This window comes from Streptomyces olivochromogenes, assembly GCF_021538895.1.
GTDB classification, from domain to species: Bacteria; Actinomycetota; Actinomycetes; order Streptomycetales; family Streptomycetaceae; genus Streptomyces; species Streptomyces olivochromogenes_A.
This window is the reverse complement of the sequence record NZ_JADDRL010000020.1, coordinates 1-24760: the sequence shown is the minus strand read 5'-3', so window position 1 is coordinate 24760 and position 24760 is coordinate 1. Positions and strand designations below refer to the sequence as shown.

Sequence of the window (24760 nt, the reverse complement as noted above, 5' to 3'; positions counted from 1 at the left end):
CTGCTGTACGGCAGCTAGGCGACGGAATGGGTCACAGTCCCGGTATAGGTGCCCGCCACTGCACTGGCGGGCACCGTCATGACCAGCGTCGGCTGCCAGATCACCGTGCTGCTGTTCGTGTTGACCGTGCTGTACGTGAACGCCGTACGGGCCGTGTCCAGCGCCACCTTGTCGGCGCTGGTCGGCTGACCGGGAACAGGGGTTCCGGGCCCCGTTTTCGTCACGATGGGACCGGACCAGTACGACAGGTTTCCTCGCGCGATCGTCTGGCTGGGAAGACCGCTTCCGGTGGTGAAGTTGGTGGCCGACACCGTCGCGGTCCAGCGCATCACGCCACTGCTCGTGACCTTCACCTGCCCCATCTGCACGGTCGTCGTGTTTCCCGGCTGCGCCGACCCGATGTTGGCCGACGCCGGAGCCGTGACCGCGGGGGCAAGGAGCGCCTCGGGAATCGTGAACAGCGCGGTGGTCGTCATGGCCTCTGCCTGTTGAGATTCCCCCGGAGGCAGAATCAGACCGGTCGCACCCAACACTCCTCCGATGCCGATTCGCAAAGAGACGCGCGGCCATGAGAGGGATCGCGAACCCACTCATTCTCCTTTTACTCACCCGACGAGTTCGCTGCATTCTCGACGAGCGGAAGGCGCCGTCCGCCGCCATCTTCAATTGGCTCCGCCAGATTCACTCCCGAGAGGACGTACGGAGAACTCACGTCCGATTTCTGGCCGCGCGTCGGCGCCGGTATCGCACGAACGACATGGAGGCTGCGCTGACGGCCAGCATAATTCCAGCACCGGCCGCCCAGAGTCTGCGGTCGGACGACATGACAATGTCGTAGACGGACGAACCGCCCGGCTTCGGAAACGTCAGGCGGACGGAAAGGCTGTGGCGCACCATTCCGCTTTCCAATTCCATGCGCGCCGTCCACGGTCCGGCGGGCAGACTTTTGTCCAGACCGTCCACCCTGACCGTTCCCCAACCGCCGGGAGGCAGCGTGGTGCCCTCGGTGACCGGACGCGCACCGGCGCTCAGCCCGCCGGGGCCGTCCGAGAGGCTGAACTTCCCCCTCAGATCCAGCGCCCGCTTTCCCGTGTTGTGGACATGGGCGACGATACTCGGCACCCCTTTCTTGTCGCGCAGAGCGATGATCTTGCTGATCCGGAAGTCGGCGTACTCCCCGCTGTTGCTGATGTCCAGATACACCCGGGTGCCCACGCGCATGATGGAGCCGACGTTGTGCTCGGCATCCGGTGCCGCTTCGCTCTGCGCCCACACCACGGCGTAGCGCTCTCCCGGCCTCGCTGCATCCGGCACCCTGATCGTGACCTTCGCCTCGGCCTTCTCCCACGGCTTGAGCCTGACGATCGAGGGCCTGACCCGGGTCCACCGGGTCAGTTCATTGGGCCGGTTGCCCTCGGCGAACACGAACCTGTTGTGCTTGATCCGCGCCGCACCCGAGTACAGCTGCACTTCCCGTCCGGTGTTGGACTTGTTGGCCACCTCGAACCGGCGTGAGATGACGGTTCCCGGTTTCAGATGGTCGACGATGTACTTCAACGCCCGTGGGTCGTCATGCCGCACGACGGGGGCTTCGAGCAGCCGGAAACCGACGTACCCGGTATCGGTCGACGAGTCCGCGGTGGCGGCCGCCGTCGGCGCGTGGGCGACGGAACCCGCCAGGACGACCACGGCCGCGGTCACGGCGCGAAGGGACGATGTTTTTGACTTGTGCACAGCTTCGGCCTCAGGCCACGGAGTGCGTCACGGTCCCTGAATAGTTACCCGATACCTTTGATGCCGGCACGGCCACGGTCAACGTGGGGTTCCAGGTGACGGAGTTGGCGCCGTCGCCACTGGCCCGGGAGAACGCGGTGCGGGCGCTGGCCAGGGTCCCCGCACTACCGGCGGTGTGCGGCGGGTTCGTCTCAGAGGTTGCCGAGCCGGGGTCGTACGTCACGCTGCTGCCCGTGATGGTCTCGGCGGCCGTGGCTCCACCCGTCGTGAACGCGGAACTCAGCGCCACGGTGGCGGTCCAGGTGGTACCGAGCTGGGAGCGCTGGTCGTTGACCGTCACCGGGCCGATCGAGCCGGTCGCCGAGCCGCCCGGAGCGGCCGACGAAAGCGATGCGGTTCCGGGCGCGCTGATGGTGAGACCTGTTGTTGCGGTCACCGTGAAGGTGGTCACCGTATCGGCAGCCGTCGAAGGGGTAGTTGTGGCCATGACGACCCCGATCGCCGCGACCGAGATCATCACACCGTTGCGAACCTTCATGCCTGCTCCTCCGACCACGTGATCATCTAGCGCGCCATATCTATCCAATGAGTCGTCAACGCCCGAACAAGCCCTGACGATCATCGCGCTATAGGGGCAATCAGAGGGGCCGGACGGCCTAGTGCTTCACCTGTCCTGGGGCGGGGCGGCTTTCGTGAGGCCACGCACCGGATTGGGCAGCCTTTTTGACGATGGCGACGTGGCAGTGGCCAAGGTCAGATCGCGACGACGGGCGCTTGCAGCTCGGCCACCGACTCGTCCGGATTCTCGGAGGAGTTGAGCATGACCTCCCGCGCATGCCCGTCGAACCGGTAGCCGTGCGCGTCGACCCAGCGGACGAGTAGCTGGCTGGTGCTCAGAAAGCCGTGCGCCATACCGCGGTGCGCGATCGTGGCGGCGCACTCCACCGGGGGCAGCGATACGACCTGGAGGTCCGCGTGTTCGGTGACTCCCGCGGGGACAGGGAGGCCGACGTGCACGACGATCCCGTAGTCGTCTTCGTCAGGGGTCTCGAAGTAGACGGTGCGGGGGCCGGTCGGAGCGACTCCTGCAGAGCTGAGCCGTAGGCGCAGCTCGTCAAAGAGCCGGCCGATGAGCGGGCCGGTCTCGTCAGGGCTGAAGCTCGTGGCCATCGCGCTCAGCTCAGCCAGCTGGACCGCGGGAAGTTGCCTGACGACGACGTCTTCCTGGGGCATGGAACCCTCGTTCTCGATCGACCGGAGCCTCGCCTCGATCTGGGCCAGGCCCGACGCCGCCTCCGCCAGGGCCGCTTGCAGCTCGGCGCGCCGCAGTCGCAGCATTCCGCGCAACTCCTCGACGCTGATGTCCTCGTCGAGGATCGTCCGTACCTGCTGCAGCGTGAAGCCGAGGCCCTTCAGCGCGACGATCCGGTTGAGCCGGGACAGCTGGGCTGCCTCGTAGAAGCGGTAGCCGCTGGACTGGTCGACATGCGCGGGGCGCAGCAGACCGATGGCGTCGTAGTGCCTGAGCATGCGAACAGAAACACGTCCATGCCTGGCGAAGTCTCCGATGGTGAACATGACGCCTTCGAGTGTCGGCCCTCACACGGTGGCAGGGTCAAGAGACTACTGGCGCGCTCGCGTACTCAAGGAAGACCGCCTCGCGGACCGAGCCGAGGCCGTCGCACCGTCCCAGGTCATGCCCTGCGCGTCCGTTCGCTCCAGGATCGTGCGCAGCACAGCGGACCCGATCCTCGGCCCTGACCGCTGCCGTACCCGGTCCTCGTCATAGCGCCCGAGGCGTTCCAGGTCCGCAGGCATGACCCTGGCCCGCAACTCCGCGATCACCTCGATGTCCGCCGCCACCGCAGAACGCAGCACCAATCGTGTACCGCTCATCCCCCGGCATCCATGGCCAGAGTATTTCAGCCGCCTGTCCTGAACCGGCATGTAGGCATCGCACCCCCGAACTGCCCATTTTTGGCCAGGTAGGCCAATTCGTTTCCTCGGTCGCTTGAGTCGCTGTTGAGAGCCGTCCCGGCAGGAACACCCGTCTAGTCGGCTTCTGGTGCGTCGTACGAGAAGGTGTACCCGGTGAAGTCGGCGACCGGGACGTATCCGAGGCGCTGGTAGAGGGCGTTGCTGGTGGCGTTGGCCGGGTTCGTGAACAGCACGACCTCTTTGGCGCCCGCGGCGAGCGCGGCCCGGCTCACCTCGACCGTCACCGCGCCCGCATAGCCGCAGCCGCGGAGGTGGGCTGGGGTGTAGACGGGGTCCACCCGGACCTGGCCACCGACCAGCGGGTTCACGCCCGCCATGGAGACGGGCATGCCGCCCGGGGTCTCCCAGAACGTATAGCGCTTCTCGGCGAAGCGCGTGCCAGCCCAGGACGCGGCGTCGAGGGATACGGCCTCCCCGACGTCCGCGGCGAACTCACGGCACCAGCGCATGAGGTGCTCCTGGTCCTGCTCGCCCAGGACGCGACCTTGACCTTCCGGATGCGGCCGCGGCGGGGTGAGCGTGCCGAGCCGATGGAGACGGCCCCGCCAGTCGCGTACCGGCGCCGCGCCCGTGCGCCGCTGCCATGCCCCGGCGAAGGCGGTGGCCGTGCCGTGGTCCGCGGTGACGCCGGAGAAGGAGTGGCCGAGGCCGGCCAGGCGGGCGGCGAGGGTGTCGGCCTGCTCGGGGGAGAGGGTGGTGAGGGTGAGACGTTGGGTCGGAAGGCGGTAGAAGATGGCGCGGACCTCGCCCCCTGACTCCAGCCGGCCGAAGACGGTGGCTTCGGCGCCGTATGCGTCCGCACCACGCGTCCGCAGTTTCTCAAGCGTTGTCAGCGGCGTGTTGTGCATGACGGGGCGCGAGCACAGGAAGTCTCCGGCTCGGGCGAGAAAGTCGTGGACGTCTTCGGTGAGGTGCCAGTCATCCGGGCGCATGCCGCATGATCCCTGATGCGCTGGGGCAGCCGCTCGCGGAGGACTTCGGCTCGGGTGATGTCAGGGTGCGGCCTCCTCGATCGGCTCGGTCGGCGGCATTGCCGGTAGTTCCGTCTCCGGGCCGCACCCCAGCTCCTCACTGAACTTCAGGGCCACGGAGTGGACCACGGTCACCATGTCGACAGCTTGCCGGCGGGCATCGCCGCGAAAGGTCGAGTGGACCGTGAGTGCCATCCGTACCGAGTCCCGCCCCATGCCCTGACAGTGGAAGTCGAGCCATGCGCGACGCCCAGACCGGCCGGCGACAGCTCCGGCGACAGCGAAGGTTTCGGTGGTCTCTCCCATACCGAAATACAGGTAACCCTCTTCGCCCGATCTGTTCGTCACGGGGTACGAGGTTGTGCCGACCCAGACGTCGGCGGCCATCTCCAACTCTGCCGGAGCGTACCGTTTCCGGGTGTAGAGCGTGCAGATACCGAAGCCGTCCGCATCCCATCCCCGCACACTGTCAGCAGCCTTTGCGAGCGAGGCGTGCATCCCCGGGTACTCCTGCACGTGCCTGCGCCCGGTGAGGCGTACCAGAGCTTCAGAGGCAGGCCCGTTCAACGACGAGTCGCAGAGCCGGGCCCATCCCCGCGGCCTGGGACCCTGCTCGGCGCTCGTTGCCGGCACGGAACCGGTCATGGCCAGACTCAAGATCAAGACAAGGCCGCACGCCACCGACGCCCGACGTCGCGAGCTGCCGGCGCGGCTGGGATCACCCTTCATCCTGCAGCACCCTCCGGACGTCGTAGTGATGCCCCACCCGCTCACACCCCAAGCGGGCCCCAACCGCAACGTAGATCAACGGCCACAGCGTAATCACCACTTGACTCTCACGTGGACGTTGCAGCACCACCGGTGGGCGTTCTGCGAGGGGTGGCCTACAAGGAGGGCGAGCTGATCGCGTCCCGCCACGACGTCACCCTGGACCGAAAACCTCAGTAGCCCTCCCGCGCCCACGGCCGCAGCTTCTCCGGGTTGCGGACCGCCCAGATCCGGGTGACGCGCCCTTCGGAGACATCGAACGAGGCTACGGTCATGACGACGCCGGCACTCTGGGCCACCAGGCCCGGCACACCGTTGACCGACCGTTCCAGGAGTTCGAGTCCCGGAGCCTTGTCGGCGATGGCGAGCATGTACTGGGCGATGCGCGGGCCGCCTTCGACCGGGCGCAGGACGGTGCCGACCATGCCGCCGCCGTCGGCGGTCATCACGGCTGCCGGGTCGAGGAGACCCACGAGGGCTGCGATGTCCTTCGTCTCCCATGCCTCTTTGACGTGCCGCACCACGTCGGCCTGGCCGGTCGCCGTCACCGGAGCGCGCGGGGGACTCACCCGCCGCCGGGCGGAGGCCGCCAGCTGCTTGCAGGCCGCAGGGGTCCGGCCGAGAACGCCGGCGATCTCGGCGAACGGGTACCGGAAGACGTCGTGCAGGACGAACGCCACCCGCTCGGCGGGCGTCATCGACTCCAGGACGACGAGGAAGGCCATGGCCACCGACTCGTCCTGGACGATCTGGTCGGCGGGGTCTGCGGGGCCGGTGGGCCTGGCGCCGTCCGCGTGCTCGCACTCGGTACGGTCGGGCAGCGGCTCGGGCAGCCACGCGCCGACATAGCGTTCACGGCGGGCCCGCGCCGACCCGAGCAGATCCAGGCAGATACGGCCGGTCACCGTCGTCAGCCAGGCGCCGGGGGACAGGATCTCCTCCTGCCGGCTCGGTGGCAGCCCGTACCAGCGCGCGTAGGCGTCCTGTACGGCGTCCTCGGCCTCGGTCACGGAACCGAGCAACCGATAGGCGACATTGATCAGTTGGCGTCGCTCGCCGGCTATCTCATCCGTGCTGGTCCCGACAGTCCCCATGGTTCCGGCCGCCCCCGCCTTACCTTTCGCAGGCCCGCGTCGTCGGGCTGGTGAGACCTTATCGATCTACTGCCCGAGGGCGGGAAAAGGGGACTGTGACATGGCCACTGAGCTGACGACGACGGCAAACGCACAGCGCAGCTCCTCGTTCCTGCAGATCGCGATCGCCCTGCAGACCCTGACCATCTTCCTTCAAGCGGTCTCCGCCGGACTGCTGCTGACCGCGTCCTACGGAGAGACGCTGCACAGTGTCGGAGCCCGAGTGATGTACGGGGCGACGATGCTGTACGTGCTCGCGGCGGTGCTGGCGTGGAAGCCGGGTGGCGGCTCGCCCCGACCCATCTGGCACGCGACAGGCTTCCTCGCACTCGCCTCGGTCCAGGTCGTACTCGGCATCGCGCACGTCCCGTCGGTCCATCTCCCCCTGGGCTGCTTGATGTTCGGATTGAGTGTGCTGGCGCTGGCCCGGCGCTAGGTCAGATACGGGGCCCGCCGGGATCAACTGGGCGGCGTCTCTTCGATACGTTTGGAGGCTTTGTGCCAGCACTCGGCCAGATTCCGGCAGGTGCCGTCTCCCGGGCTCGGCACAAAGTCACCAATTGCTGTGAACAGTGGCCGATCACTCCGGGAATAGGCCCTCACCGCAGCCCGTCTGGCCGACCGTATCCGGAGCTACTGGCGGCCAGTTCCCGCCTGAGGCATGAGCGGGCCGGGGCCTGCCAACGGTAGTCAGGCTGGATGGCACGCATCGCAGGTGTGGCTGTCGATCGCTGCCGCCAGGGTGCGAGCCGCTGCCCGTGCCGCCGGGTTCTCGTCGGTGGCCAGTACGTTCGCAGTGTCCCTGGCGCTGATCACGGCTTGATGTGCCGCACGCTGCACCTCGATCTGCTGATTGCCGTGTTCGAGGATCGCCTGCAGCAGCTCGATCACTCCGGGCCGGCTGGTGACCGACCCGGCGACAGCGAGATCCCACAGGAACGGAACCGCCGCGACGGTCGCGTCGAAGACAGCCAGCTCACCGAGCCACAGGCCGAGATTGCCCAGCGCATCCTCGCTCGTCCTGGCGTCGCCCCACGCCACCCTCGACAGTTGGCCCGGAACGTCCTGTGCGGATCCGTAGGCGTGCGTCAGCTCGTGCCACCGCACGCGGCTCATCCCCTTGAGGATCGTCCCCACCGAGCACTCCTGTCCTGCTGGCTGCTGCGTGCCCCAAGCTCCGACGGCGAGCCAACGCTTCTCGCACTCGGCTACAAACATTCTCCGATCTCACCTATGTGGCCAGTCGTCAGGGCCGGTGAGTGCGGGCCTGCGTCCCGAACCACGAGGCACGGGCTGCGCCGGCGCCCCGCCTGTTTCACGGCCATGTCAGTGACAGCAGACAGACTGTGACGCATGACGTCGGCGACCGCACATGACTATGCCTGGATACGGTCCTCCCCGCTGCTCCGCTACGCGCTGGAGACCGGGTACACCCTGACCCTGGTGCGAGGCGTCGCCCCGACGGAGGTACTACGGGTGATGCAGGCGGAACCCCAAGGCACGTGCACAGGCGCGGACGCGCTGATCGAGCGGCGGGATGAACTGCTCGACCCGGCGGACTACTGGGACGAGTCCTTCATCGCCGGCGCGTTCACCGTCCCGGGCGAAGGCGGCGACTGGACGCTCGTCCTGCACGTCGGAGACGGCGGCATGGGGATGCAGCCGCGTTTCCTGGAGGCCCTGTCCGCGGGCGGGCGCGCCGTGGTGCACTCCAGCAATGGAGGCAAGCCCATGCACTTCTTCCACTGGTATGAGGACGGGGTACTTCGGACCACCTTCGAGTGGCCCACAGCCAGGGACGGCAGCACTCCCGATGCCCTCAACTCGGTGATGCGTGAGGTCGGATTCCAACTTGCCGACGACGAGGGCGAGACGAGCGGGCGCGTCGACACCAAGGCGGCGGTCTTCGCTCTCGCCGAGCGGCTGACCGGGGTTCGGGTGACGGAGGAACTGCTCCGGGATGCCGAATACCAGCTCGGGCATGTACCCGAGGAGCCCGCCGAGGAATGGACCAGCATCGTCATCGACATCACCGACGCCCACGGGGAACGCTTCTACAAGGAAGTCACCCGCGACGAGGTCGAGGGCGCTATGGCCCGCGCCCGCGCCGAGGCCGAAGAACCGATTGTCATCCGCGGGCCTTCATCGCCCGCTCCCTGACCCGCAGTGCGCCGTAACCGAGACGCTGGAGCGGGGCAGGGTGTCGACGACCAGGGGGAGGCTTTGAACGATGCCGGAAAGGAAGTACGACCGGCCCTCGCAGCTGAAGACGATCCGTCTGCCGGGGCCGACGACGAGCGAGAGGGAACAAGCACGCGAGGAGTTCGTCCACCACATCCGGGACGGCCTGGCGCAACGCCGCTACGTCTTCGGTGACGTTCTGCCGACAGTTTCCGAAGTGCGGGACCAATACGGGGTACCGGAGGACGACATCGGCAACGCAATCCGGGAGCTACGCAGGGCCGGGCTCCTGCAACTGCATGACGAGTACCGGGACACGTACGTTCTCGATCCTGGCCCCGAACACACGGAAGGCGAACCACAAGCAGACCTTGCCGAGCGGGTGAGAAGGCTGGAAGCCCTCTACAGCGACTTGGCAGCTCGCATCGAGGCGATCGAACCGCCACCCCGCCGGCCCTGACGCACCATCCTGCGTTCCTCCGGCCTCGACTACATCCGGCAGGCCTTGAAGCTGCTGGCCGCGGCCATCGTCGACCGGCCGACTTTCAACGGCGCCAGCATCCAGACCGGCAGCGAGTCCTACCGCCTCGCTCACACCAAGGCCCAAGCCGAACAAGCCCAGGCCAGCTGACCGAGCGCCACACGGGAGGGGGCGCGCTCGGATTGCGGCGCCCGCCAAGTCTTGCAGACCTCATCATCCTGGAGGCTGCGCCGAGGATAAACGCGGCCTGCGCCTCATCAACCTCGTCCCACATCCGCCGCCTGTTCAGGCTCGGCGTCACGGCTTCCGGGGTGAGCGCGTCGTTCAGGGCGTGATGTGGAATGTGAGTTCGGTGGTCGTGTCGTCCACAGTGTGCCCGTGCACGTAGCCCCGGCTTGCCGCGTAGCTCCCCGTGCCGCCGTTGATCGATAGATTGAAGTCGCGAGGCGGCGGGGCGTAGGGAGCAAAGCCCTGGACCGTGATGTCACCGTCGCTGAGGGCAAAGGTGATGAGGCACTGCAAGGTGCCGGTGCTCGCACCTGCCTCAAGGCGGACAATGGTGCAGCCTCCGGCGCCGGAGCCGACCCTCTGGTCGTCGCGGTAGAGGTCGTTGGCGAGCGTGAACCCGTTGCCCTGGGCATCGCCCGAGCCGTTCGGTGTGAACTGAGTGGTCTTCGCGATCAGTGACAGCACCTGCTCGCCCTGTTGGCCGTCGGCCAGGGATGAGGCGGCAGCAGCTGAAGCCAGGGGAGCGGAGAACACAACCGCACTCAAGGCTGCCACGGAACTCCGACCGAGCAATCCGAAATTACGCATGCCGAGACACTCCTAGCCGATCGCGGGTAATACGGCACTTCCGGCCGCGTGACTTCCGCTTGTCCGGTCAGAGTTGATCACGAAAAGATCGATGCACCGAGGAACCTCACAGTGTCGTTCGGGTGGCATCAGGGCCTGAGGTTCGCCCGAGGAAGTACCCGTCGGGTTTGTGTGGGCATGCGGTGCGGACGTATCGCGGCGCTGAGCCGAAGCCCGTGATCCGCCGCACGATCGTGGACCGACCCCGGATGCCCTTGACGGGATGTCCCGGCTCTCATCACGACCAAGCGGGCGGCGCCGCAGCACCTGAGGGACATTAAGAGTCACTGAGATTGATCTTGATGCTCGCCGCAAAAAGACTCCCGAAGAAACCGACACTGCCAGCGTGATGCCCCTCCCTGAGGTCCATTGCTCTGCGATCTGCCCGACGCGGACAGCCGTTCTGAGGAGTGCGGCGGCTAGGTCCGGGTGGTGCTCTGTGATCAGGCTCTGGTCGGGGGGTGTGGCTGCGGGAGTGCGCCTGGGTGTTCGAGGGTGGTGAGCCACTGGGTGACGACGGTGTCGATCAAGGTGTCGGTGACCTGGCCGCGGTCGAGGAAGAGCCGGGCGAGGACGGGCCCGTAGAGCATCGTGTACTCGTCGTTGCTGATCTGGACGCCGGAGGGTTCGAGCAGTTTGTTCAGCGCGGCGTGGCGGTCTTCGCCGATGCGGACGAGGGCCTGGGCGCTGTCGGGGTCGTGGTCGGCCTGGGCGGTGACGGCGAGGACGGCGGTACGGATGGCGGGGTCGCTGATGCCGGTGCGCAGGCTCTTCAGCCAGGCGGTGGCCACGGCGCGCACGTCGCTGCCCGGCTCGGGGTAAGCGCCGAGGTCGGGTCCTTCGAGGATGAGGTCGAAGAGCAGGGCGGCGCGGTTGGCCCAGTGCCGGTAGAGGGTCTGGCGGGTGACGTCGGCCCGCTCGGCCAGCAGCGCGTAGGTCAGTCCGGTCGGCCCGACCTCGGGCAGCAGCTCACGGGCGACGGTGAGGATGCGGGCGCGGGTGCGCTGGACTCGCGGGTTGCTCAGGGCCGGCTGGCGGCGGTGGACGGGCGTGGAGGACATGAGGCCATCCTACCCAAGAATCATACATGGCGTGTGATGAGGGTCACGGCCGCCGGCCTTCATTAATCACACGTCACGTGTGATACACAGGAAGGGTAATCACACGCACTGAATGATTCAGGATGTGTGCAGTTTCCCTTCCCTGTGGGAGTTCCTGATGTCCACTGCGATCACTTTCTCCGAGTACGGCGCGCCCGGCGTGCTGACGCTGTCGGAGGTCCCGGCGCCGGAGCCGGGCCCGGGCCAGGTCCGCGTCCGGGTGCGGGCCGCCGCCGTGAACCCCATCGACGTGCGGATCCGCGCGGGGATGATGCAGGGCGTCTTCCCCGTCGAGTTCCCGATGATCCCGGGCTGGGACGTCGCCGGTGTGGTCGACAAGGTCGGCGAGGACGCGAGCTTCGCGGTCGGCGACGAGGTCTTCGGCGTCGCTTCGGTCGGTGGCTACAGCGAATACGCGCTACTGGACCGGCCGTACGCCAAGCCGAAGGAGCTGTCGTTCGAGACCGCAGCCGGCCTGATCACCGTCGGCGAGGCCGCCTACCGCGCCCTGGAGCACCTGGGGGTCGAGGCGGGCCAGACCCTGCTGATCCACGGTGCGGGCGGCAGCGTCGGCACCATCGCGGTGCAGCTGGCCGCCGCCCGCGGCATCGCCGTGGTCGGCACCGTCGCTGAGCAGGACATCGAGCGCGTCAGCGGCCTCGGCGCCACCGCCGTCGGCCACGGCGAGGGCTGGGTGGAGCGGGTCAGGGCCGCCGCTCCGGACGGGGTGGACTTCGTGTTCGACGCCTCCGGCGCGGGCGTGCTCGCCGAGTCCGTCACCCTGGCCGGCGACGCCGGCCAGGTCATCACCATCGCCGACCCGTCCTTCGCCCAGCACGGGGTGCGCTTCACCGGCATGGACCCCGCCGACCGGTTCCCCGAGGCCTTGCCGCAGCTGGCCGGCCTGATCGCCGCAGGCAAGCTCGACGTCCCGGTGTGGCGGGCCTACCCCCTGGCGGAGGCCCCGCAGGCCCACGCCGACATCGAAGCCCGCCGCAACGAGGGCAAGGTCGTCCTCCTTCCCTGACCCCGCAGCCCCCGCCTCGCGCGGGCAAGTGAGGCGGCCCCGGGCCGCAGCCGGGACGCTCCCAGACCGGCTGTGGCCCCATCCGCAGCGTCCACGACACCACCGGTCGGCCTGAGCAGGACCCTCGCCGCCGTACGGCGACGACAGCACATCGGCATCGCATCCGATGCCCGATTGATGCACCGTCAGTTCCATCCTGATGCCTGCCCGAGCCAGGACCGCGGCCGAGAGCGGTCGGAAGCACCTGTGCCTCATGGATATCTCCGGTCCGTTCAGGAGATGATGCGCGCGGTTGAGTGACTCGGTGTCACTTGAAGGCCGCACGCCCGCGTCGGCTTGCAGCAGACGCGGGCGTGCGAAGGGCGCAGGCGTCAGCGCCTTGGCGAGGAAGGCGGATCGCCTGGGTGACAGCGGCCTCGGCGGGTGCGCTGGCTGTTACGAGCGGCGGACTTGCGGCCATCCCTGGGCGTCGAATACGGCGATGGGGTCCAGGTAGTCGCGCCAGTGCGTCACCTTGCGGTCTTTGATGGTCACGACGGAGACGAAGCGGTTGTCGTACGGCCGCCCCGTCTGGACCGACGTGCCGTGCACTTCGTACTCCAGGACCACCACCGATGTCTCGGGGTCCCGGTGGACGCGCAGGTTGTCCGCACCGTGCAGCGTCACGTAGTCGCCGTAGTCGCTGTACAGGTCGGTGATTGCCTGGCGTCCCTCGACCCGCCGGGGGTAGCCCGGCACGGTGATCACGTATTCGAAGACCACATCCTCGGCCAGCAGGTCGTAGTAGTCGTCCCCGTCGGCCAGGCCATCCAGCCCCTGCTTGATGATGCGGAAGAACGGGCTGTTCGCCCCGACCAGGGGAGTGTCGTCGCTGACGGTCTTGGTCACTTCGCCTCCGAGGTCCAGGCGTGGGCGTTGCGCTCGGCGAACTCGCGGAAGGTGGTGGCCGGCCGGCCGGTGACCTTCTCGGTGTCGCCGGTGGGCGTGGCACCGTTGCCGGCGACGATGGCACCGGTGAGCCAGCGCATCATCACCGCGTAGTCGGCGGGGACGCCTATGGCGAGCGCGCCGTTGATCCACGTCTCCTGGTCGATGTCGCGGTAGGTGACGGGGCGGCCGCTCACGGAGGCGATGGCGTCCGCGATGTCCTGGAAGGTGAGGGCCTGCGGGCCAGTGAGCGAGTAGGTGGTGTCGGCGTGGGTTTCGGGGTCCAGCAGCGTCTCGGCCGCGACCGCCGCGATGTCGGCCGCGTCGACGAAGGCTTCCCTTCCGCCTGCGCTCGGGGCCGTGATCACTCCGTCGATGACCGGGAGGTGATCGTCGGCGAAGTTCTGCATCACCCACGAGGGGCGCAGGACCGAGTGCGTGATGCCGCCCCGGGATGCCAGATCGGCCTCGACGGCCGCGATGTCGGTCCCCGTCGGCGCATGGTCGGCGTTGTAGACGCTCAGGTAGGTGACGTGGCGCACGCCGGCCGCCTCGGCGAGGTCCAGGAAGGCGCCGACCTGGTCGGCGTAGCTGACGCGCATGGTGGGTGTCACCAGATAGAGACGGTCAGCTCCGGCGAGAGCGGCCGCGTGGGTGGCCGGGTCGTCCCAGTCGAACCGGACGTCCGCTCCGCTACGTGCCGCGGTACGGGTGATGCTTCCTCGCTGGGCGAGCGCGTCGGCCAGCAGGGAACCGGTCCGGCCGGTTCCGCCAAGGATGAGTGCGGTGGAGGCTTCGTTGTTCATGACTCCATGCTCGAAGCTCGGAGCGAGATCCTCCATGCGTGATTCGCTTGTCTTTTTACGTGAAGCTCTCACACCTTGACCCTGGGTGTTCGCGCTGGTCAAGCTGACCCCATGGACCTGTTGACCGACCACCTGGTGCGGGCACGCGCCACCGGCGCGGTGTTCGCGCGGACGGTCGCCGAACCGCCGTGGGGACTGCGGCTGGGTGGTTCGATACAGCTGTCGGTGCACACGGTCGTCCGCGGCCGCGGCTACCTCTGGCTGGACACCCCCGGCAGCACCGTGGAGCTCATACCAGGAAGCGTCACGCTGGTACGCGGCGGGCCGAACCACTACATCGGACATGAGCCGGGCGCCGAATGCCTGGAGCCCCAGGAGTTCCGGGCACGCCACGCCCAGATGAGCCCCGGGGACAACCCGCAGGCCACCGTGTTCCTCTGCGGCGCCTACCAATTCTCCGGCGACGTCGGCAGCGGGCTCCTGGACGCACTGCCCCAGGTCATGACCCTCTCGGCGGCCGACGACGATCCCCTACGGGACGTGATCACGTTGCTGTCCCGGGAACTGGTCCGGACCGAACTCGCCCAGCAGATTGTCCTGGACCGCCTCCTGGACCTGCTCCTCGTCCTGGCCATCCGCAGCGACTTCCGCCGCAGCACGACCGCACCACGTTGGTACCGGGCATCCGCGGACCCGCGGCTGGGTACCGCGCTCCAAGCCATGCACGACAACGCGGCTCACCCGTGGACGGTCCCCGAACTCGCCGAGATCAGCGGCCTGTCCCGGGCCGCCTTCGCGCGGGTGTTCCGGGAGGCACTCGGCCAGGCCCCCATGCAGTACCTGACCGAATGGCGCATGACCATCGCCCGCGACCACCTGCGCGCCGATGATCTCACTCTGCCCCAGATCGCCGACGCCGTCGGCTACGGTTCCCCCTTCGCCTTCGCCGCTGCCTTCCGCCGCCACCACGGAGAACCGCCCGGAACCTGGCGGCAGAGGGAACGAGCGGCCCAAGAGACGCGACTGCTCACCACGCACCACGGCTCGTGAGCAGCGTCATGCACTGGTCCAAGCCGTGATCATGCTCAGCGCCCCCGTCAGGTCAGAGGGTTCGGTCAGCTCTTGCTCAACACGCTGGACTTGACAGAGAAGTCGTCGCTAGCGGGCGGCTGCACCGGCCTAGGCCCCGCGCCCGGGCCATCGGCATTCGCCCCGGGGCCGACGACCGACCAGGCTCGGCAGCAAGGCCAGTCCCGCTGAACCCTGTTGCCCCCCATTGGGCCCAATGGGGGGCAACAGACGCTGACCGGTAGCTACGCGTCCTGCACGGCGTGGGCGACGAAAACGGCGAATGCCTTGCGCGGAACCGTGAGGACGGGACCACGGGACTGCTTCGAGTCCCGGATGCCCACGGACGCACCCAGCGCGGCGACCTCCACGCAGTTGCCGGTGTAGTCGCTGCTGTAGCTGCTCTTCCGCCAGACGACGTGAGCCGGAGGCTGGGACATGGGGAACTCCTCACGAACGAAACCCTGATGAGAGGGACAGGCGGAGGGTGACACGATCCGGTGATCGTTTTCGCGGAGTTGCGGCAAGACCAGCAGCAGGACGGAGAGGAGATATGACCGGACCTACGGGGCATCGCCCACAAGCGCACGCCCCGCGCTCGGGTGCTGTGTCCCTGCTCGATGGTCCACGTTCCGGCAGCCGACGCACTCGCCATTCAGGACGAGCTCCCCGAAGACGTGCCTGCCGCCGCTGCGGTCGAGACTCCCACTTTGTTCTAATCACCCAGCACGACGGCCCCGAGCCGGGCGCCGGCGAGTACGGCCAGCCCCCGCAGCTGTAGTCCGCCAGCCTCATGCCCCCGGGATAGGCCTTCTCAGACTGGGGCGGGGTACCACGCAGGAGGCAGGCTGAGCCCGGTCGGCAAGGGCGACCCCCTCGGCGGGACCAGGTGAGTCGGCGCCATACCGCGCGCGCCGACGAAGTCGACCGCGCTGTCCCCGCCGCCGGAGAACTGCGCGCCGATGAAGCTGACCGTGCCGCCGGAGAACACCGCGCCGGAGAGGTCTCCGCCGTCGAACGTGGCGTCTGTGAGGTCGAAGTCGTGGCCCACGTCAGTGCCAATCGTCGTACGCAACGAGCACAGCCTTGATCCCGTCTTCCCAGCTTGTGAAGAACCCCTGGAGCCTCGTGAGCGACACCGCCGGCTTCGTGTTCACACCGTCCATCACGTAGGGGCGGAAGAAATTGCCCGACGTCCCGGTCCCGACCACCTGCCCCACCCTCGTGAACCCGCAGTCTTTCGGGTTCGGGTCGGTACACACGAAGACGAAGACGTCCACTCCGCCAGGAATCTCGTCGGGTGAGACGAGGAACAAGCCCCGCTTTTTCACCTCATCCCGCACACGACGATCGATCCTCGAAATGTCCAGGGACGCCATTGACCCGCTCCGCCCGGCTTGCCAGGGCCACCCCAGCAGTGGCCGATGACAGTCTGAGCGGCGAGGGGCAATGGCGACAGTAAGACCGCTTCAAGTTGACTTGAAAGGGCTCTAGTTCGCGCATTTGATTTGAACGGGTGACTCAGCGCCGCGCGTCACCAGGGGCGAGGAGGCTTGTCGGCTCCGAGATCGCCTCGGGGGACGGCTTGAAGTAGCGGCGGACGTTTTCCGACTTCTTGTGCCTCGACTTTGCCATCAGCATTAGTAAAGAGGCGCCCTGTTCACCGAGGTGCGTGAGGGCGGAGTGGCGGTACTCGTGCAGGTCCCAGCCGGTTCCTGGCCCGCGCACGGCGGTGTGCTCGTTCAGCAGTGCGCGGGCCTGGCCGTAGGAGAGCGGGCCAGGCCGGTGTCCGGGCATACATCGCGTGGGCTGACGACCTTCCCCGGGCCGGGGCGTCCGCGGGGGGAGCGGCAACTGCCCGGGTCTGCCGGGGTGCCGTCGTGGCAGTCCAGGCCTGTTGACCGAACTAACTCATGAGTCTTCGCAGATCAGATGGGGTGTCTGCGAGCTGTCGACGTTCTTGATGAGCAACGTCCCGGAAGGGATCCGAGGGACTTCGTCCTGCCCGAGTTGGGCCGGCTACTGGAGACGGGAACCCCGGGGAGCCGTACAGGGTCCTCGATTCGGTCGGGAGACCGGTCGAGCCCACCGTGCTGTACCTCAAGGAAGTGATGGCGACAGACGGCTTGCCGCTGACGCCACGCTCGTACGGCATGGATCTGCTGCCCTGGTTCCGGTTCTTGTGGGGACTCGGGATCGAGGGGGACCGCGCAACCCGGGAGGACGCCCGGGACTGCATGGTGTGGATGAAGCTGGCGCACAAGCCGGCACGCGCTCCTTGGCGTCACCGAGGCAAGGCCCCTTCAGTATCCGCGCAGGGCAGCGTCACGCGACAGAACAGCAGCGCGGCTCGTTGGCATCCGCGGCAACCTCCTCGCGCGCATCCTGGAAGCCGAACGCGAGGGTTGGCTCGGCGAGATCCAAGGCCTGCAGAACAGCCTGACCCACGCCGAGGAGAAGCTCACCCACCTCGACGCGCAGATCTCCCGGCAGCAGGAGTCCGCCAACTGGGGAATTCCCGCCTTCCGGGAGATCGTTGCTCGCACCACTGCAGTGGCCGCATCGACGGAGCCTTCGTGACCTGGACGGTTGTCACCTCCGGCGATGCTCATGCGCAACACCCAGTTCGTGCGGGGATAAGCAGCCGCCCCGGCTCCATCCGTGGCCGGGGCGGTTTCTCGTCGTGTGCGGTCAGGGCTGGGGACGGTTGCGGCACAGGCAGAAGGGATGCCCGGCCGGGTCGGTGTAGACCTGCCAGCCGTAGCCGGACTCGCCGACGAAGCTCTTTTGGAAGGTGGCGCCCAGCTTGATCACCCGGCGCTGTTCGGGCTCGAACTCGTCCACTTCGAAGTCGAGGTGGAACTGCTGCGGATGCTCCTGACCCGGCCAGGAGGGCCGCTGGTAGTTCTCCACCCGCTGAAACGACAGCTCGACGCCGTCATTGCGCAGGTTGACCCAGTCCTTCTGACTGATGTCCGTGTTGATCTCCCAGCCCAGCAGCTCGGCATAGAACTCGGCCAGCTTCCAGGGGTCGGGACAGTCGAGAATGACATCGGTGAACCTCAGCATCCGATCATCGTAAATCGCGACGCCGGACGCCCGCGATGCAATAGATCGGTGCACCCCAAGACGTAGTCCGGAGAAGGCCACCTACCATCGGTGCCGGGGCGAGGAGGCAGCGTGCTTGATCCGATCATCAACGCCATTGCGGAAGGCGCCCGTCGGCAGCGTCTGACGGACTGCACCATCTACTCGGCGATCGTCCCCCTCATCGGACGCGGCATCGGGTGGCAGGGCGTGGACCCGAAGAGGGCGGTACAGGATCAGGTGTCTCAGGCGATCCACCTGGTCGAGCAAGAGGGCTGGCAGCTGGACCGGATGAGTACTTACACCGTCGACGCAGATCAAGAGCGGGCACTACTAATCTTCCGGAAGAGGGACCGCTGACCGCTCGGTGACGACTGGCGCCTGGCCCCTGCTGGATGCGATGGCAGCGATGCGAGCTGGGCCAAGGATCCCGCGAGGCCAACGAAGCCTTCCCGGTCCTCGCCCGCCTGCGGGTCGCGGTGAGGCGAGGACCGGGCGGGGTGCCCGGAGTCAGCTGACGTTGTTGCGGGTGCGGTTGACGGCGACCACGCCCTGAGCGGTGTTCGTGGTCGTGGTGCTGAGGCGTACTCGCCTATCGGCAGGAACGGCTCGAACAATTTCCGCTGCTGGTAGGTGAGTTGCCTGTGCGCCATGACCGTCTTCCTACCGGATCCGGATCGGCAAGATCGACCACGACATCACACGCCCTAGGAGTGGAAGGAGCCGAACTTCACGTCCTGGGTGCAGACGTTGAAGATCCCGGTCGAGCCGCTTGCCTTGGTGACCTTCACGGTGCGTGCGACGTCCTTCGGGAGCGCGATCTCGACCTTGGAGGCCTGTACTGCGCAGACCTCGCGGGCGGACTGGCTGCCGTCGAAGTTGAGGTCCGTGTAGAGGACGTCGGCAGTGGCGGAGGCGCCGGGGGCGAGGTCAACGGAGTCGGTGCCGGCAGCCGAGTTGTCGGTCTCGATGGGGTCGGCCTTGCCCTGGTCGTCCTTGGCGGTCAGGGAGGTCGCGCCCACGATGGTGCAGGTGCTGCCCGAGGTGTTGGTGACCTTGACCGTGGCAGTGGCGGGCTCCGACTCGCTGGCGTGTGCGGCCGAGGCGATGAACTGGACGGTGGTCGTCTTCGTGGTGCACGCGCTGACAGCACCTCCGCCGGACCCGGAGCCGGCCGAGCCGGCCGCAGTCGCAGAGGCCTGGCTTCCGCCTGTCTTGCCTGTGGACGTGCCGGCGGTGGCAGAGGCCTTCGAGGTCGGCGAGGCCGTGGCGACCGGGCTGGAGGTGTCTTCGGTCTTGGCTTCGTCGGTCCCCGAATTGCAGGCCGTAAGGCTGAGGCTGGCGACGAATACAGCGGCCGTCACAAAGGTGGCAGTACGCAGACGCATGAGTGGTTGTCCCCCTGGATCAGTCCGGCGCAGTGCCGGTGGTCTTCGACGTGAGTAGGTCACGACGGATGCCCCGCCTGCGGTTCTGCTGACGATCGAACACCCGCCCGTGAAACAACTCACCGGTAACCTCGGCAACCGGGGTGCGCCGGACCTCATCTGACAAACACTTGCCGTTCGGACGGCCTCGGCTCCCCTGCCCCTCGGCAGCCTTGACGCCATCGACGCACGACCCCCGTTCTCATGCGTTCTAGCCTCCCTGTTTCGGTTGGGTCAGCTGAGCTGGATTGGGTCGGCAGAAACGACGTGGTGGACGGTTGCGCGGTTGTTGGTGTGGGTGGCTGCCATACCGCTAGCCGGCGGTGCCTACATCGTCACTTGGCGCATATATGGCGCGAGGCTCGGATGAAGTTGCGTCGGCCGCGCCCTGACACGGGCGGTGGGTCCGAGTTTTACAACCTGGGCGCGGGAGGAGACGGGCCGCCGCAGTGAGCTGTAGGGGTGGATCGGCTTGTCGAACGGGCTGGGGATCCTGGACCCGTCCTGCGATCCCGTGGTGTTCACGGACAGCCCTTGGCTATGGACCCCGGATAAGCTCCGGATCTCCCTCGGGCCGCACGCCGGCCCGGGCGAGGGTGCCGAGGTAGTCCAGCCGCAAGTGGTCCCACGCCGCGACGGTCGGGCGGGACTTGTCGTTGCCGACGCCGGTGTCGACCAGGATGGTGCGGCCCTCGCTGCGCAGCAGCCAGGTCTGCATCGCGACGTGGACCATGGCGTCGTCCGCGCCCAGGTGATCGGGGACGAGCGGCTCGCGGTGGTCCTTCCACGCCTGCTCGGGCAGGTCGGGGAAGAACTGGTCGGCGGGCATGATCGGCCCGTGCATTTCCTCGACGCGGGTGACGGTGACGTCGCCCAGGATGGTCTCGTGCATGTCGGGCATGGGGTTCTCCGTAGGGTGCGGGCTGATCGGTGCCGGCCGGGGAGGTGTGCTCCCCGGGCCGGGGTGCGCTGACGGGCGTTGTGCTGAGCGGGGCTCAGCCGCCCAGGTGGGCGAGGACGAGGTTGGGGTCCTTCGCGGTGAGGTAGGCGGCGCTCGCGACGTGGACGGTGTTGCCGCGCAGGGCGATGGAAGTCGGGCCCTGGAGGCCGTCGGCGGCGGTCAGGACGGTGGTGCGGGTGCCGTCGGGCCGGATCAGGGCGACCTGGTTGACGGTGTTGAGGGCGGCGATGATCTGGTCGCCGTGGCCGGTGAAGGCGAAGTCGTCGATCCCGGTCAGGCCGGTGGCGGCGACCCGGGCGGTGCCGGCGCGCCCGTCGGCCAGGGTCGGGATACGGACGATGGTGCCCTTGTCGAGGTTGGTGGCCCAGAGCGCCCCGTTGTGGATCTTCAGGCCGTTGGCGCCGAGGAACCCGGCGGGGGCCAGCGCCGGGTCGGTGGACCAGGCGGTTGCAGTGCCGCCGGAGGCGGGCACGCGCCAGACGGTGCCCAGGGTGGAATCGGTGACGTACAGGGTGCGGGTACGGGTGTCCAGGGCCAGGCCGTTGGGCAGGCCGGCGGCGGGCAGTGCGGCGATGCGCTGCGGCCGGCCGCCCGGGCGTAGGCGCCATACGCCGGTCAGGTCCGCAGTGCCGGTGGCGTACAGGAAGTACAAGGTGCCGTCCTGGGCCCGGACGACGCCGGTGGTCAGCGGGAAGCCCAGCGCCGGGGTGTGGATGCCGCCGTCGGCGGGTGCGGGCAGGGTGGCCAGGATCCGTACGCCACCGTGCCGGGAGACCGCGGCGACCTGGCGGGCCTTGGCGAGGCTGACGTACGCGGTGCCGTCCGGGCCCAGGGCGATATTCTCCGGCGTCTGGCCCTTGGCCAGGTCGAAGTGCACGACGGTACGCGCGCACCTGAGCGGGTCGGAGGCGGCCGACGCCGGGGCCGGAGCGGCCATCGCGACCGCGGCGGCCAGGACGGCGGCCGACACGGCGGACTTGGAGAGCTTGGTGAACACGGGGTTCCTTCACTGCTTTCGGGCATGCGGCAGCGGCACGCCGACGCATGAGGACGGAGGGTGGAAAGATGCCCGGCCGGGACCAGCATGCGCGGGTGCCGACGGGAGGGAGGGATACGGGGTCAGCCGGTGCTGAGCCGACTGTCCGAACGGGCAGGGGCGTCCCGGGTGGTGGCCTGGGCGAGGAGTTCCAGGGCGGCTCTCGAGGGTGAGTCCGCCGCGGTGGTTGCCACGACGACGCTGGGGCCCGGTCCCTGGCTCAGGGTCTGCTGCATCACGGTCAGTGAGCCGACCAGCGGGTGACGCATCTCGTACTTGGCTACCGCGCAGGCCTTGACCCGGTGGTCGGCCCACATCGAGGCGAAGTCCTCGCTCTTCGTGCTCAGCTCACCCAGCAGGGTGTGCAGCGCGGCGTCCTGCGGGTACTGGCCCGCCACCAGGCGCAGATTCCCCACCACCGCCCTAGCCTTGTCCGGCCAGTGCGCATACAGGTCTCGGATATGGGCGTCAAGGAATACCAGCCTGGCCATGTTGGGGCGCTGCGCCGGTACGTCCGGTGCACCGGGGTCGAGGTGCCCGGCGAACAGCGCGTGGCCCAGCCGGTTCCACGCCAGGACGTCACTGCGCCGGTCGATGACGATAGCGGGAACGTCCCCGAGGGCGTCCAGCAGTTGGGCGGTCGCCTCCGTCATGCGCTCCGGCGCGGGGCGCCGCCCGCTACGGGGCTTGGCCGGTCGGGCCAGGTCGTGCAGGTGCCGGTGCTCGGACTCGTCCAGGCGCAGAGCTCGGGCGATCGCGTCCAGCACCTCGGGCGAGGCGCCCAGCGAGTGCCCCTGCTCCAGGCGGGCGTAGTAGGAGGCGCTCACCCCCGCCAGCAGTGCCAGCTCCTCGCGGCGAAGACCGGGCACCCGCCGGCGCTCCCCGTAGGTAGGCACGCCGGCCTCTTCGGGGCGCAGCTGGGAGCGCCGCGTCCGCAGGAAGTCCCCGAGCTGTGATGTCCCGTTCATGGCACCGAGTATGTGCCGACCCGCGACGCAGAGCCTCTCCCCGCCGGGGATAGGCACCAGCGGGACTGGCTCCCCGGCCCGAGCGGCGATGAGCTGAGTCCACCGCATCCCGCACTCGTACAGGAGGAACGCCTTGAGCAGCACGACCCGCGAACACGACCGCTTCGAAATCCTGAACGCGTCGGATTTCGCCTTCACCAGGCGCGCATGGGTCGGCGCCGCCCCCGCACGGGTCTACGACCTCATCAGCGACGTGTCCGCCATCCACCGGTGGAGCCCCAACGCCACCGACGTCGCCTACGACCAGAACGCCGGCCCCCTGGTCGGCGCCTGGTTCAGCGGCCGCAACCACAGGAACGGCAAGCAGTGGACCACTCGCTCCCAGATCACGCGGGCCGAACCCGGCACCGCCTTCACCTTCATCGTCGGCGGCGCCGACGACGGCATCGTGCGATGGAGCTGGACCTTCGAGCCCCGAGGACGCGGAACCCTCGTCCAGCAGTCCTGGCAGCTCCTGCGCCTCGACCCGGTGCTTGGCACCACCTCCGCCGACCTCGACGCACTGCGCGACTACATGGCGGACAGCGCCGAAACCACACTGGCAGCCCTCGCCCAGTGGATCGCCGAAGAACGCCACCCCGACACCGCCCGCAGCCCACGCCGCATCTCCAGCTACCGGTAGTTCGTTAAATCCTGCAGTAGAGGTCAATGCCGTGTCCGGTGGTGACCGCGTCGATCAGGGCCTGGAGTTCGGAGGGTGGGTCCGTGTCCGTCCATGCTTACCACCACCGGTTGAGGGTGATGGCGGGGGTGAGCCAGGAACGGATGGCTCGTAAGGCCCTGGGCCAGCAAGGCGGTTGGGGCTGGTGGGACGGGGCCGGTGCACGCTGCTGCGCAAGCCCGACGCCGCCAAGGTCGCCATCGACGTGGAATGGGTTGGCTTCGACATCCCCAACGAGTTCGTCGTCGGCTACGGCCTCGACTACGTCGGCCCACCCCCTGAGTTGGGTCACCCAGCGGCCGCCACGCAGCACCAATCCAGAGCCCCGAGAAGCCGATAGCGAAAGGATCTCGCAGGCCGCGGAGCGTTCAGTGCCTGTGGAACCACCACGCCGACGCGAGGTGAAGAAAACCGAAGAGGCTGGCGCAGATGGCCATGCCCTTGTTGCGCTGCTGTACGCCGATCGCGGAGTCGCCGATCTGGGCCAGTCCGGCGATGGCGAGAACGGGGGCGACGGTAGACCGGTCGCCCATGGCGAACAGAGCGAGGGTGACGGCGGCGAGGGGGATCGCCCGGGCTCCGTAGGCGTTCGCGTAGAGATGTGTGCCCCCGTTGACGGCCATGCCCTTGGGTAGCGCGAGGCCGGGCCTAGCCATTCCGGCGATGCAGAAGCCAGCCGAGGTGAGGGAGGCGAGGCCGTTGGCGGCAATGAGGATGGCCTGGACGGTGGACGAGCTCATAGTTACATCTCCCCGTGAATCATTCTGATTGTGAATGATTTCTTGAAGCTATCATTTTTGGCATGAGCGATGTCAATGGGGCGATGGCCGACGATGCCTCGGGCCTGACCTCGACCGTGGTGTTCAGGCTCGGCACTCTCGGCACGGTGGTCACCGACCGGTTCACACGGGAGATTGAGGGGCTGGGCCTCAAACCCAAGCACGTCGGCCTGATGGCCGCGCTCAGCCTTGCTGCCGTGGCGTCCCAGCAGGAACTGGCCGCGCGGATGGGCGTCGCGCCCAGCCTGATGGTGTCGCTGGCCGACTACCTGGAGGGTCTCGGCGCGGTTCAGCGGGTCCGGGATCCGCGGGACCGCCGACGGCAGGTACTGACACTCACCGAGGAGGGGCAAGGCTTGCTGGACCGCTGCACGTCCATCGCGCGGACCCTGGACGAGGAGGTCGTGGCCGGGCTGACGGAGGAGCAACGAACAGCGCTGGATGAGGCGCTGCGCGTGATGGCGAACCGCACCGGCCTGCCGTAGAGGACGAGGGCAATGGGACGGCCCTTCGCTCTTCGGCCGTGAGCGAGGGGCCCTTACTGACTTGGCGCTTCGAGGCGGTGGATTTCATCGGGCTCTCGCTCGGCCTCCCACCGCCGTAACCCTGAAATGCCGAAGTCAGTATCCGCGGCATCGGGCCTGGCGTAGAAGCCCCGGTGGTAACGGCAGGAGTTCTGGGATTCGGCAGGCCGGACAGTCTTCCCAGTTCAGCACGTCGTACGGCGCGGTC

Annotated in this window: 30 protein-coding genes and 4 pseudogenes; 10 read left to right on the top strand and 24 right to left on the bottom strand. The window is 68.0% G+C overall.

Going from position 1 to position 24760, the window contains the following annotated elements; all coding sequences use genetic code 11:
• Window positions 1-14: 14 nt before the first annotated feature.
• The 7 genes from IPZ69_RS12710 to sigJ form a co-directional block, all read right to left on the bottom strand.
• Window positions 15-476, bottom strand: coding sequence for a hypothetical protein (locus IPZ69_RS12710; protein ID WP_235454190.1), 462 nt, complete (start codon window positions 474-476; stop codon window positions 15-17).
• Window positions 477-708: 232 nt separating this feature from the next.
• Window positions 709-1701 carry a peptidase gene (locus IPZ69_RS12705; protein WP_235454189.1) on the bottom strand — a complete coding sequence of 331 codons (993 nt, stop codon included), beginning with the start codon at window positions 1699-1701 and terminating at the stop codon, window positions 709-711.
• Between the two features lie 43 nt (window positions 1702-1744).
• The gene (locus IPZ69_RS12700; protein WP_235454188.1) at window positions 1745-2272 is read right to left on the bottom strand and encodes a hypothetical protein; all 528 of its coding nucleotides are present in this window, start codon (window positions 2270-2272) and stop codon (window positions 1745-1747) included.
• 215 nt (window positions 2273-2487) lie between these two features.
• The gene (locus IPZ69_RS12695) at window positions 2488-3312 is read right to left on the bottom strand and encodes a MerR family transcriptional regulator (RefSeq protein ID WP_235454187.1); all 825 of its coding nucleotides are present in this window, start codon (window positions 3310-3312) and stop codon (window positions 2488-2490) included.
• Between the two features lie 473 nt (window positions 3313-3785).
• Window positions 3786-4664 (bottom strand): GNAT family N-acetyltransferase, encoded by an 879-nt coding sequence (locus IPZ69_RS12685; RefSeq protein ID WP_235454186.1) that lies wholly within the window; start codon window positions 4662-4664, stop codon window positions 3786-3788.
• A gap of 60 nt (window positions 4665-4724) precedes the next feature.
• Window positions 4725-5201, bottom strand: a complete 477-nt coding sequence (locus IPZ69_RS12680; protein WP_235454185.1) for a hypothetical protein — start codon at window positions 5199-5201, stop codon at window positions 4725-4727.
• A gap of 443 nt (window positions 5202-5644) precedes the next feature.
• Window positions 5645-6565, bottom strand: coding sequence for an RNA polymerase sigma factor SigJ (gene sigJ, locus IPZ69_RS12675; RefSeq protein ID WP_235454184.1), 921 nt, complete (start codon window positions 6563-6565; stop codon window positions 5645-5647).
• 100 nt (window positions 6566-6665) lie between these two features.
• Here sigJ and IPZ69_RS12670 point away from each other — a divergent pair, with 100 nt between their 5' ends.
• A complete protein-coding gene (locus IPZ69_RS12670; RefSeq protein WP_235454183.1) occupies window positions 6666-7040 on the top strand; it encodes a hypothetical protein in 375 nt (124 codons plus the stop codon).
• 254 nt (window positions 7041-7294) lie between these two features.
• On the opposite strand, the gene IPZ69_RS12665 is transcribed toward IPZ69_RS12670, so the two are convergent.
• Window positions 7295-7741 carry a hypothetical protein gene (locus tag IPZ69_RS12665; protein ID WP_235454182.1) on the bottom strand — a complete coding sequence of 149 codons (447 nt, stop codon included), beginning with the start codon at window positions 7739-7741 and terminating at the stop codon, window positions 7295-7297.
• A gap of 216 nt (window positions 7742-7957) precedes the next feature.
• Between IPZ69_RS12665 and IPZ69_RS12660 the strand changes: the two genes are divergently transcribed.
• The 3 genes and pseudogenes from IPZ69_RS12660 to IPZ69_RS12650 form a co-directional block, all read left to right on the top strand.
• Window positions 7958-8764: a DUF6461 domain-containing protein gene (locus IPZ69_RS12660; protein ID WP_235454181.1), complete on the top strand. Its 807-nt coding sequence runs from the start codon at window positions 7958-7960 to the stop codon at window positions 8762-8764.
• Window positions 8765-8834: 70 nt separating this feature from the next.
• Window positions 8835-9245 carry a GntR family transcriptional regulator gene (locus IPZ69_RS12655; RefSeq protein WP_235454180.1) on the top strand — a complete coding sequence of 137 codons (411 nt, stop codon included), beginning with the start codon at window positions 8835-8837 and terminating at the stop codon, window positions 9243-9245.
• A gap of 54 nt (window positions 9246-9299) precedes the next feature.
• Window positions 9300-9416, top strand: a pseudogene (locus IPZ69_RS12650) (IS21-like element helper ATPase IstB); the annotation flags it as partial.
• A gap of 174 nt (window positions 9417-9590) precedes the next feature.
• On the opposite strand, the gene IPZ69_RS12645 reads toward IPZ69_RS12650, so the two are convergent.
• Entirely contained in the window at window positions 9591-10082 is a 492-nt protein-coding gene (locus tag IPZ69_RS12645) for a hypothetical protein (protein WP_235454179.1), read from the bottom strand.
• A 482-nt stretch (window positions 10083-10564) separates the two neighbouring features.
• Entirely contained in the window at window positions 10565-11182 is a 618-nt protein-coding gene (locus IPZ69_RS12640) for a TetR/AcrR family transcriptional regulator (RefSeq protein WP_235454178.1), read from the bottom strand.
• Window positions 11183-11339: 157 nt separating this feature from the next.
• Here IPZ69_RS12640 and IPZ69_RS12635 point away from each other — a divergent pair, with 157 nt between their 5' ends.
• Complete coding sequence (locus tag IPZ69_RS12635; RefSeq protein WP_235454177.1) at window positions 11340-12248, top strand: NADP-dependent oxidoreductase; 909 nt, start codon at window positions 11340-11342, stop codon at window positions 12246-12248.
• A 435-nt stretch (window positions 12249-12683) separates the two neighbouring features.
• On the opposite strand, the gene IPZ69_RS12630 is transcribed toward IPZ69_RS12635, so the two are convergent.
• Together IPZ69_RS12630 and IPZ69_RS12625 are read right to left on the bottom strand one after the other, a co-directional pair.
• On the bottom strand, window positions 12684-13136 hold the full coding sequence (locus IPZ69_RS12630; RefSeq protein ID WP_235454176.1) for a nuclear transport factor 2 family protein: 453 nt from the start codon (window positions 13134-13136) through the stop codon (window positions 12684-12686).
• Complete coding sequence (locus tag IPZ69_RS12625) at window positions 13133-13981, bottom strand: NmrA family NAD(P)-binding protein (RefSeq protein WP_235454175.1); 849 nt, start codon at window positions 13979-13981, stop codon at window positions 13133-13135. The genes IPZ69_RS12630 and IPZ69_RS12625 overlap by 4 nt, the downstream gene beginning before the upstream one ends.
• Window positions 13982-14092: 111 nt before the next feature.
• Between IPZ69_RS12625 and IPZ69_RS12620 the strand changes: the two genes are divergently transcribed.
• Window positions 14093-15031 (top strand): AraC family transcriptional regulator, encoded by a 939-nt coding sequence (locus tag IPZ69_RS12620; protein ID WP_235454174.1) that lies wholly within the window; start codon window positions 14093-14095, stop codon window positions 15029-15031.
• Window positions 15032-15294: 263 nt separating this feature from the next.
• Here IPZ69_RS12620 and IPZ69_RS12615 read toward each other — a convergent pair whose 3' ends face one another.
• From IPZ69_RS12615 to IPZ69_RS12590, 6 genes and pseudogenes are all read right to left on the bottom strand, one after another.
• Entirely contained in the window at window positions 15295-15489 is a 195-nt protein-coding gene (locus IPZ69_RS12615; protein ID WP_235454173.1) for a DUF397 domain-containing protein, read from the bottom strand.
• Between the two features lie 374 nt (window positions 15490-15863).
• Window positions 15864-16100: a pentapeptide repeat-containing protein gene (locus tag IPZ69_RS12610; RefSeq protein WP_235454172.1), complete on the bottom strand. Its 237-nt coding sequence runs from the start codon at window positions 16098-16100 to the stop codon at window positions 15864-15866.
• Between the two features lies 1 nt (window position 16101).
• On the bottom strand, window positions 16102-16428 hold the full coding sequence (locus IPZ69_RS12605; RefSeq protein WP_235454171.1) for a hypothetical protein: 327 nt from the start codon (window positions 16426-16428) through the stop codon (window positions 16102-16104).
• A gap of 142 nt (window positions 16429-16570) precedes the next feature.
• Window positions 16571-16884 (bottom strand): annotated as a pseudogene (locus IPZ69_RS12600) (site-specific integrase); the annotation flags it as partial.
• Window positions 16885-17374: 490 nt separating this feature from the next.
• Window positions 17375-17518, bottom strand: coding sequence for a hypothetical protein (locus IPZ69_RS12595; protein ID WP_235454170.1), 144 nt, complete (start codon window positions 17516-17518; stop codon window positions 17375-17377).
• Between the two features lie 222 nt (window positions 17519-17740).
• Complete coding sequence (locus tag IPZ69_RS12590) at window positions 17741-18118, bottom strand: VOC family protein (RefSeq protein ID WP_235454169.1); 378 nt, start codon at window positions 18116-18118, stop codon at window positions 17741-17743.
• A 111-nt stretch (window positions 18119-18229) separates the two neighbouring features.
• Between IPZ69_RS12590 and IPZ69_RS12585 the strand changes: the two genes are divergently transcribed.
• Window positions 18230-18496 carry a hypothetical protein gene (locus IPZ69_RS12585; RefSeq protein ID WP_235454168.1) on the top strand — a complete coding sequence of 89 codons (267 nt, stop codon included), beginning with the start codon at window positions 18230-18232 and terminating at the stop codon, window positions 18494-18496.
• Between the two features lie 347 nt (window positions 18497-18843).
• Here the strand turns inward: IPZ69_RS12585 and IPZ69_RS12580 are convergent, their stop codons facing one another.
• The 4 genes from IPZ69_RS12580 to IPZ69_RS12565 all read right to left on the bottom strand — a co-directional run bounded on the left by IPZ69_RS12580 (window position 18844) and on the right by IPZ69_RS12565 (window position 22528).
• Window positions 18844-19524 (bottom strand): DUF4232 domain-containing protein, encoded by a 681-nt coding sequence (locus tag IPZ69_RS12580; RefSeq protein WP_235454167.1) that lies wholly within the window; start codon window positions 19522-19524, stop codon window positions 18844-18846.
• Window positions 19525-20101: 577 nt separating this feature from the next.
• A complete protein-coding gene (locus tag IPZ69_RS12575) occupies window positions 20102-20464 on the bottom strand; it encodes a hypothetical protein (RefSeq protein WP_235454166.1) in 363 nt (120 codons plus the stop codon).
• A 94-nt stretch (window positions 20465-20558) separates the two neighbouring features.
• Window positions 20559-21521, bottom strand: a complete 963-nt coding sequence (locus tag IPZ69_RS12570; RefSeq protein ID WP_235454165.1) for an SMP-30/gluconolactonase/LRE family protein — start codon at window positions 21519-21521, stop codon at window positions 20559-20561.
• Between the two features lie 122 nt (window positions 21522-21643).
• Complete coding sequence (locus IPZ69_RS12565) at window positions 21644-22528, bottom strand: helix-turn-helix domain-containing protein (RefSeq protein WP_235454164.1); 885 nt, start codon at window positions 22526-22528, stop codon at window positions 21644-21646.
• Between the two features lie 133 nt (window positions 22529-22661).
• On the opposite strand from IPZ69_RS12565, the gene IPZ69_RS12560 reads away from it, so the two are divergent.
• Complete coding sequence (locus IPZ69_RS12560; RefSeq protein WP_235454163.1) at window positions 22662-23210, top strand: SRPBCC family protein; 549 nt, start codon at window positions 22662-22664, stop codon at window positions 23208-23210.
• A gap of 23 nt (window positions 23211-23233) precedes the next feature.
• Here the strand turns inward: IPZ69_RS12560 and IPZ69_RS48065 are convergent.
• Window positions 23234-23398, bottom strand: a pseudogene (locus tag IPZ69_RS48065) (IS701 family transposase); the annotation flags it as partial.
• Between the two features lie 11 nt (window positions 23399-23409).
• On the opposite strand from IPZ69_RS48065, the pseudogene IPZ69_RS12555 reads away from it, so the two are divergent.
• Window positions 23410-23589, top strand: a pseudogene (locus IPZ69_RS12555) (hypothetical protein); the annotation flags it as partial.
• Window positions 23590-23617: 28 nt separating this feature from the next.
• Here the strand turns inward: IPZ69_RS12555 and IPZ69_RS12550 are convergent.
• Entirely contained in the window at window positions 23618-23989 is a 372-nt protein-coding gene (locus IPZ69_RS12550; protein WP_235454162.1) for a hypothetical protein, read from the bottom strand.
• Window positions 23990-24051: 62 nt separating this feature from the next.
• On the opposite strand from IPZ69_RS12550, the gene IPZ69_RS12545 reads away from it, so the two are divergent.
• On the top strand, window positions 24052-24513 hold the full coding sequence (locus tag IPZ69_RS12545; protein WP_235454161.1) for a MarR family winged helix-turn-helix transcriptional regulator: 462 nt from the start codon (window positions 24052-24054) through the stop codon (window positions 24511-24513).
• Window positions 24514-24760: the final 247 nt, after the last annotated feature.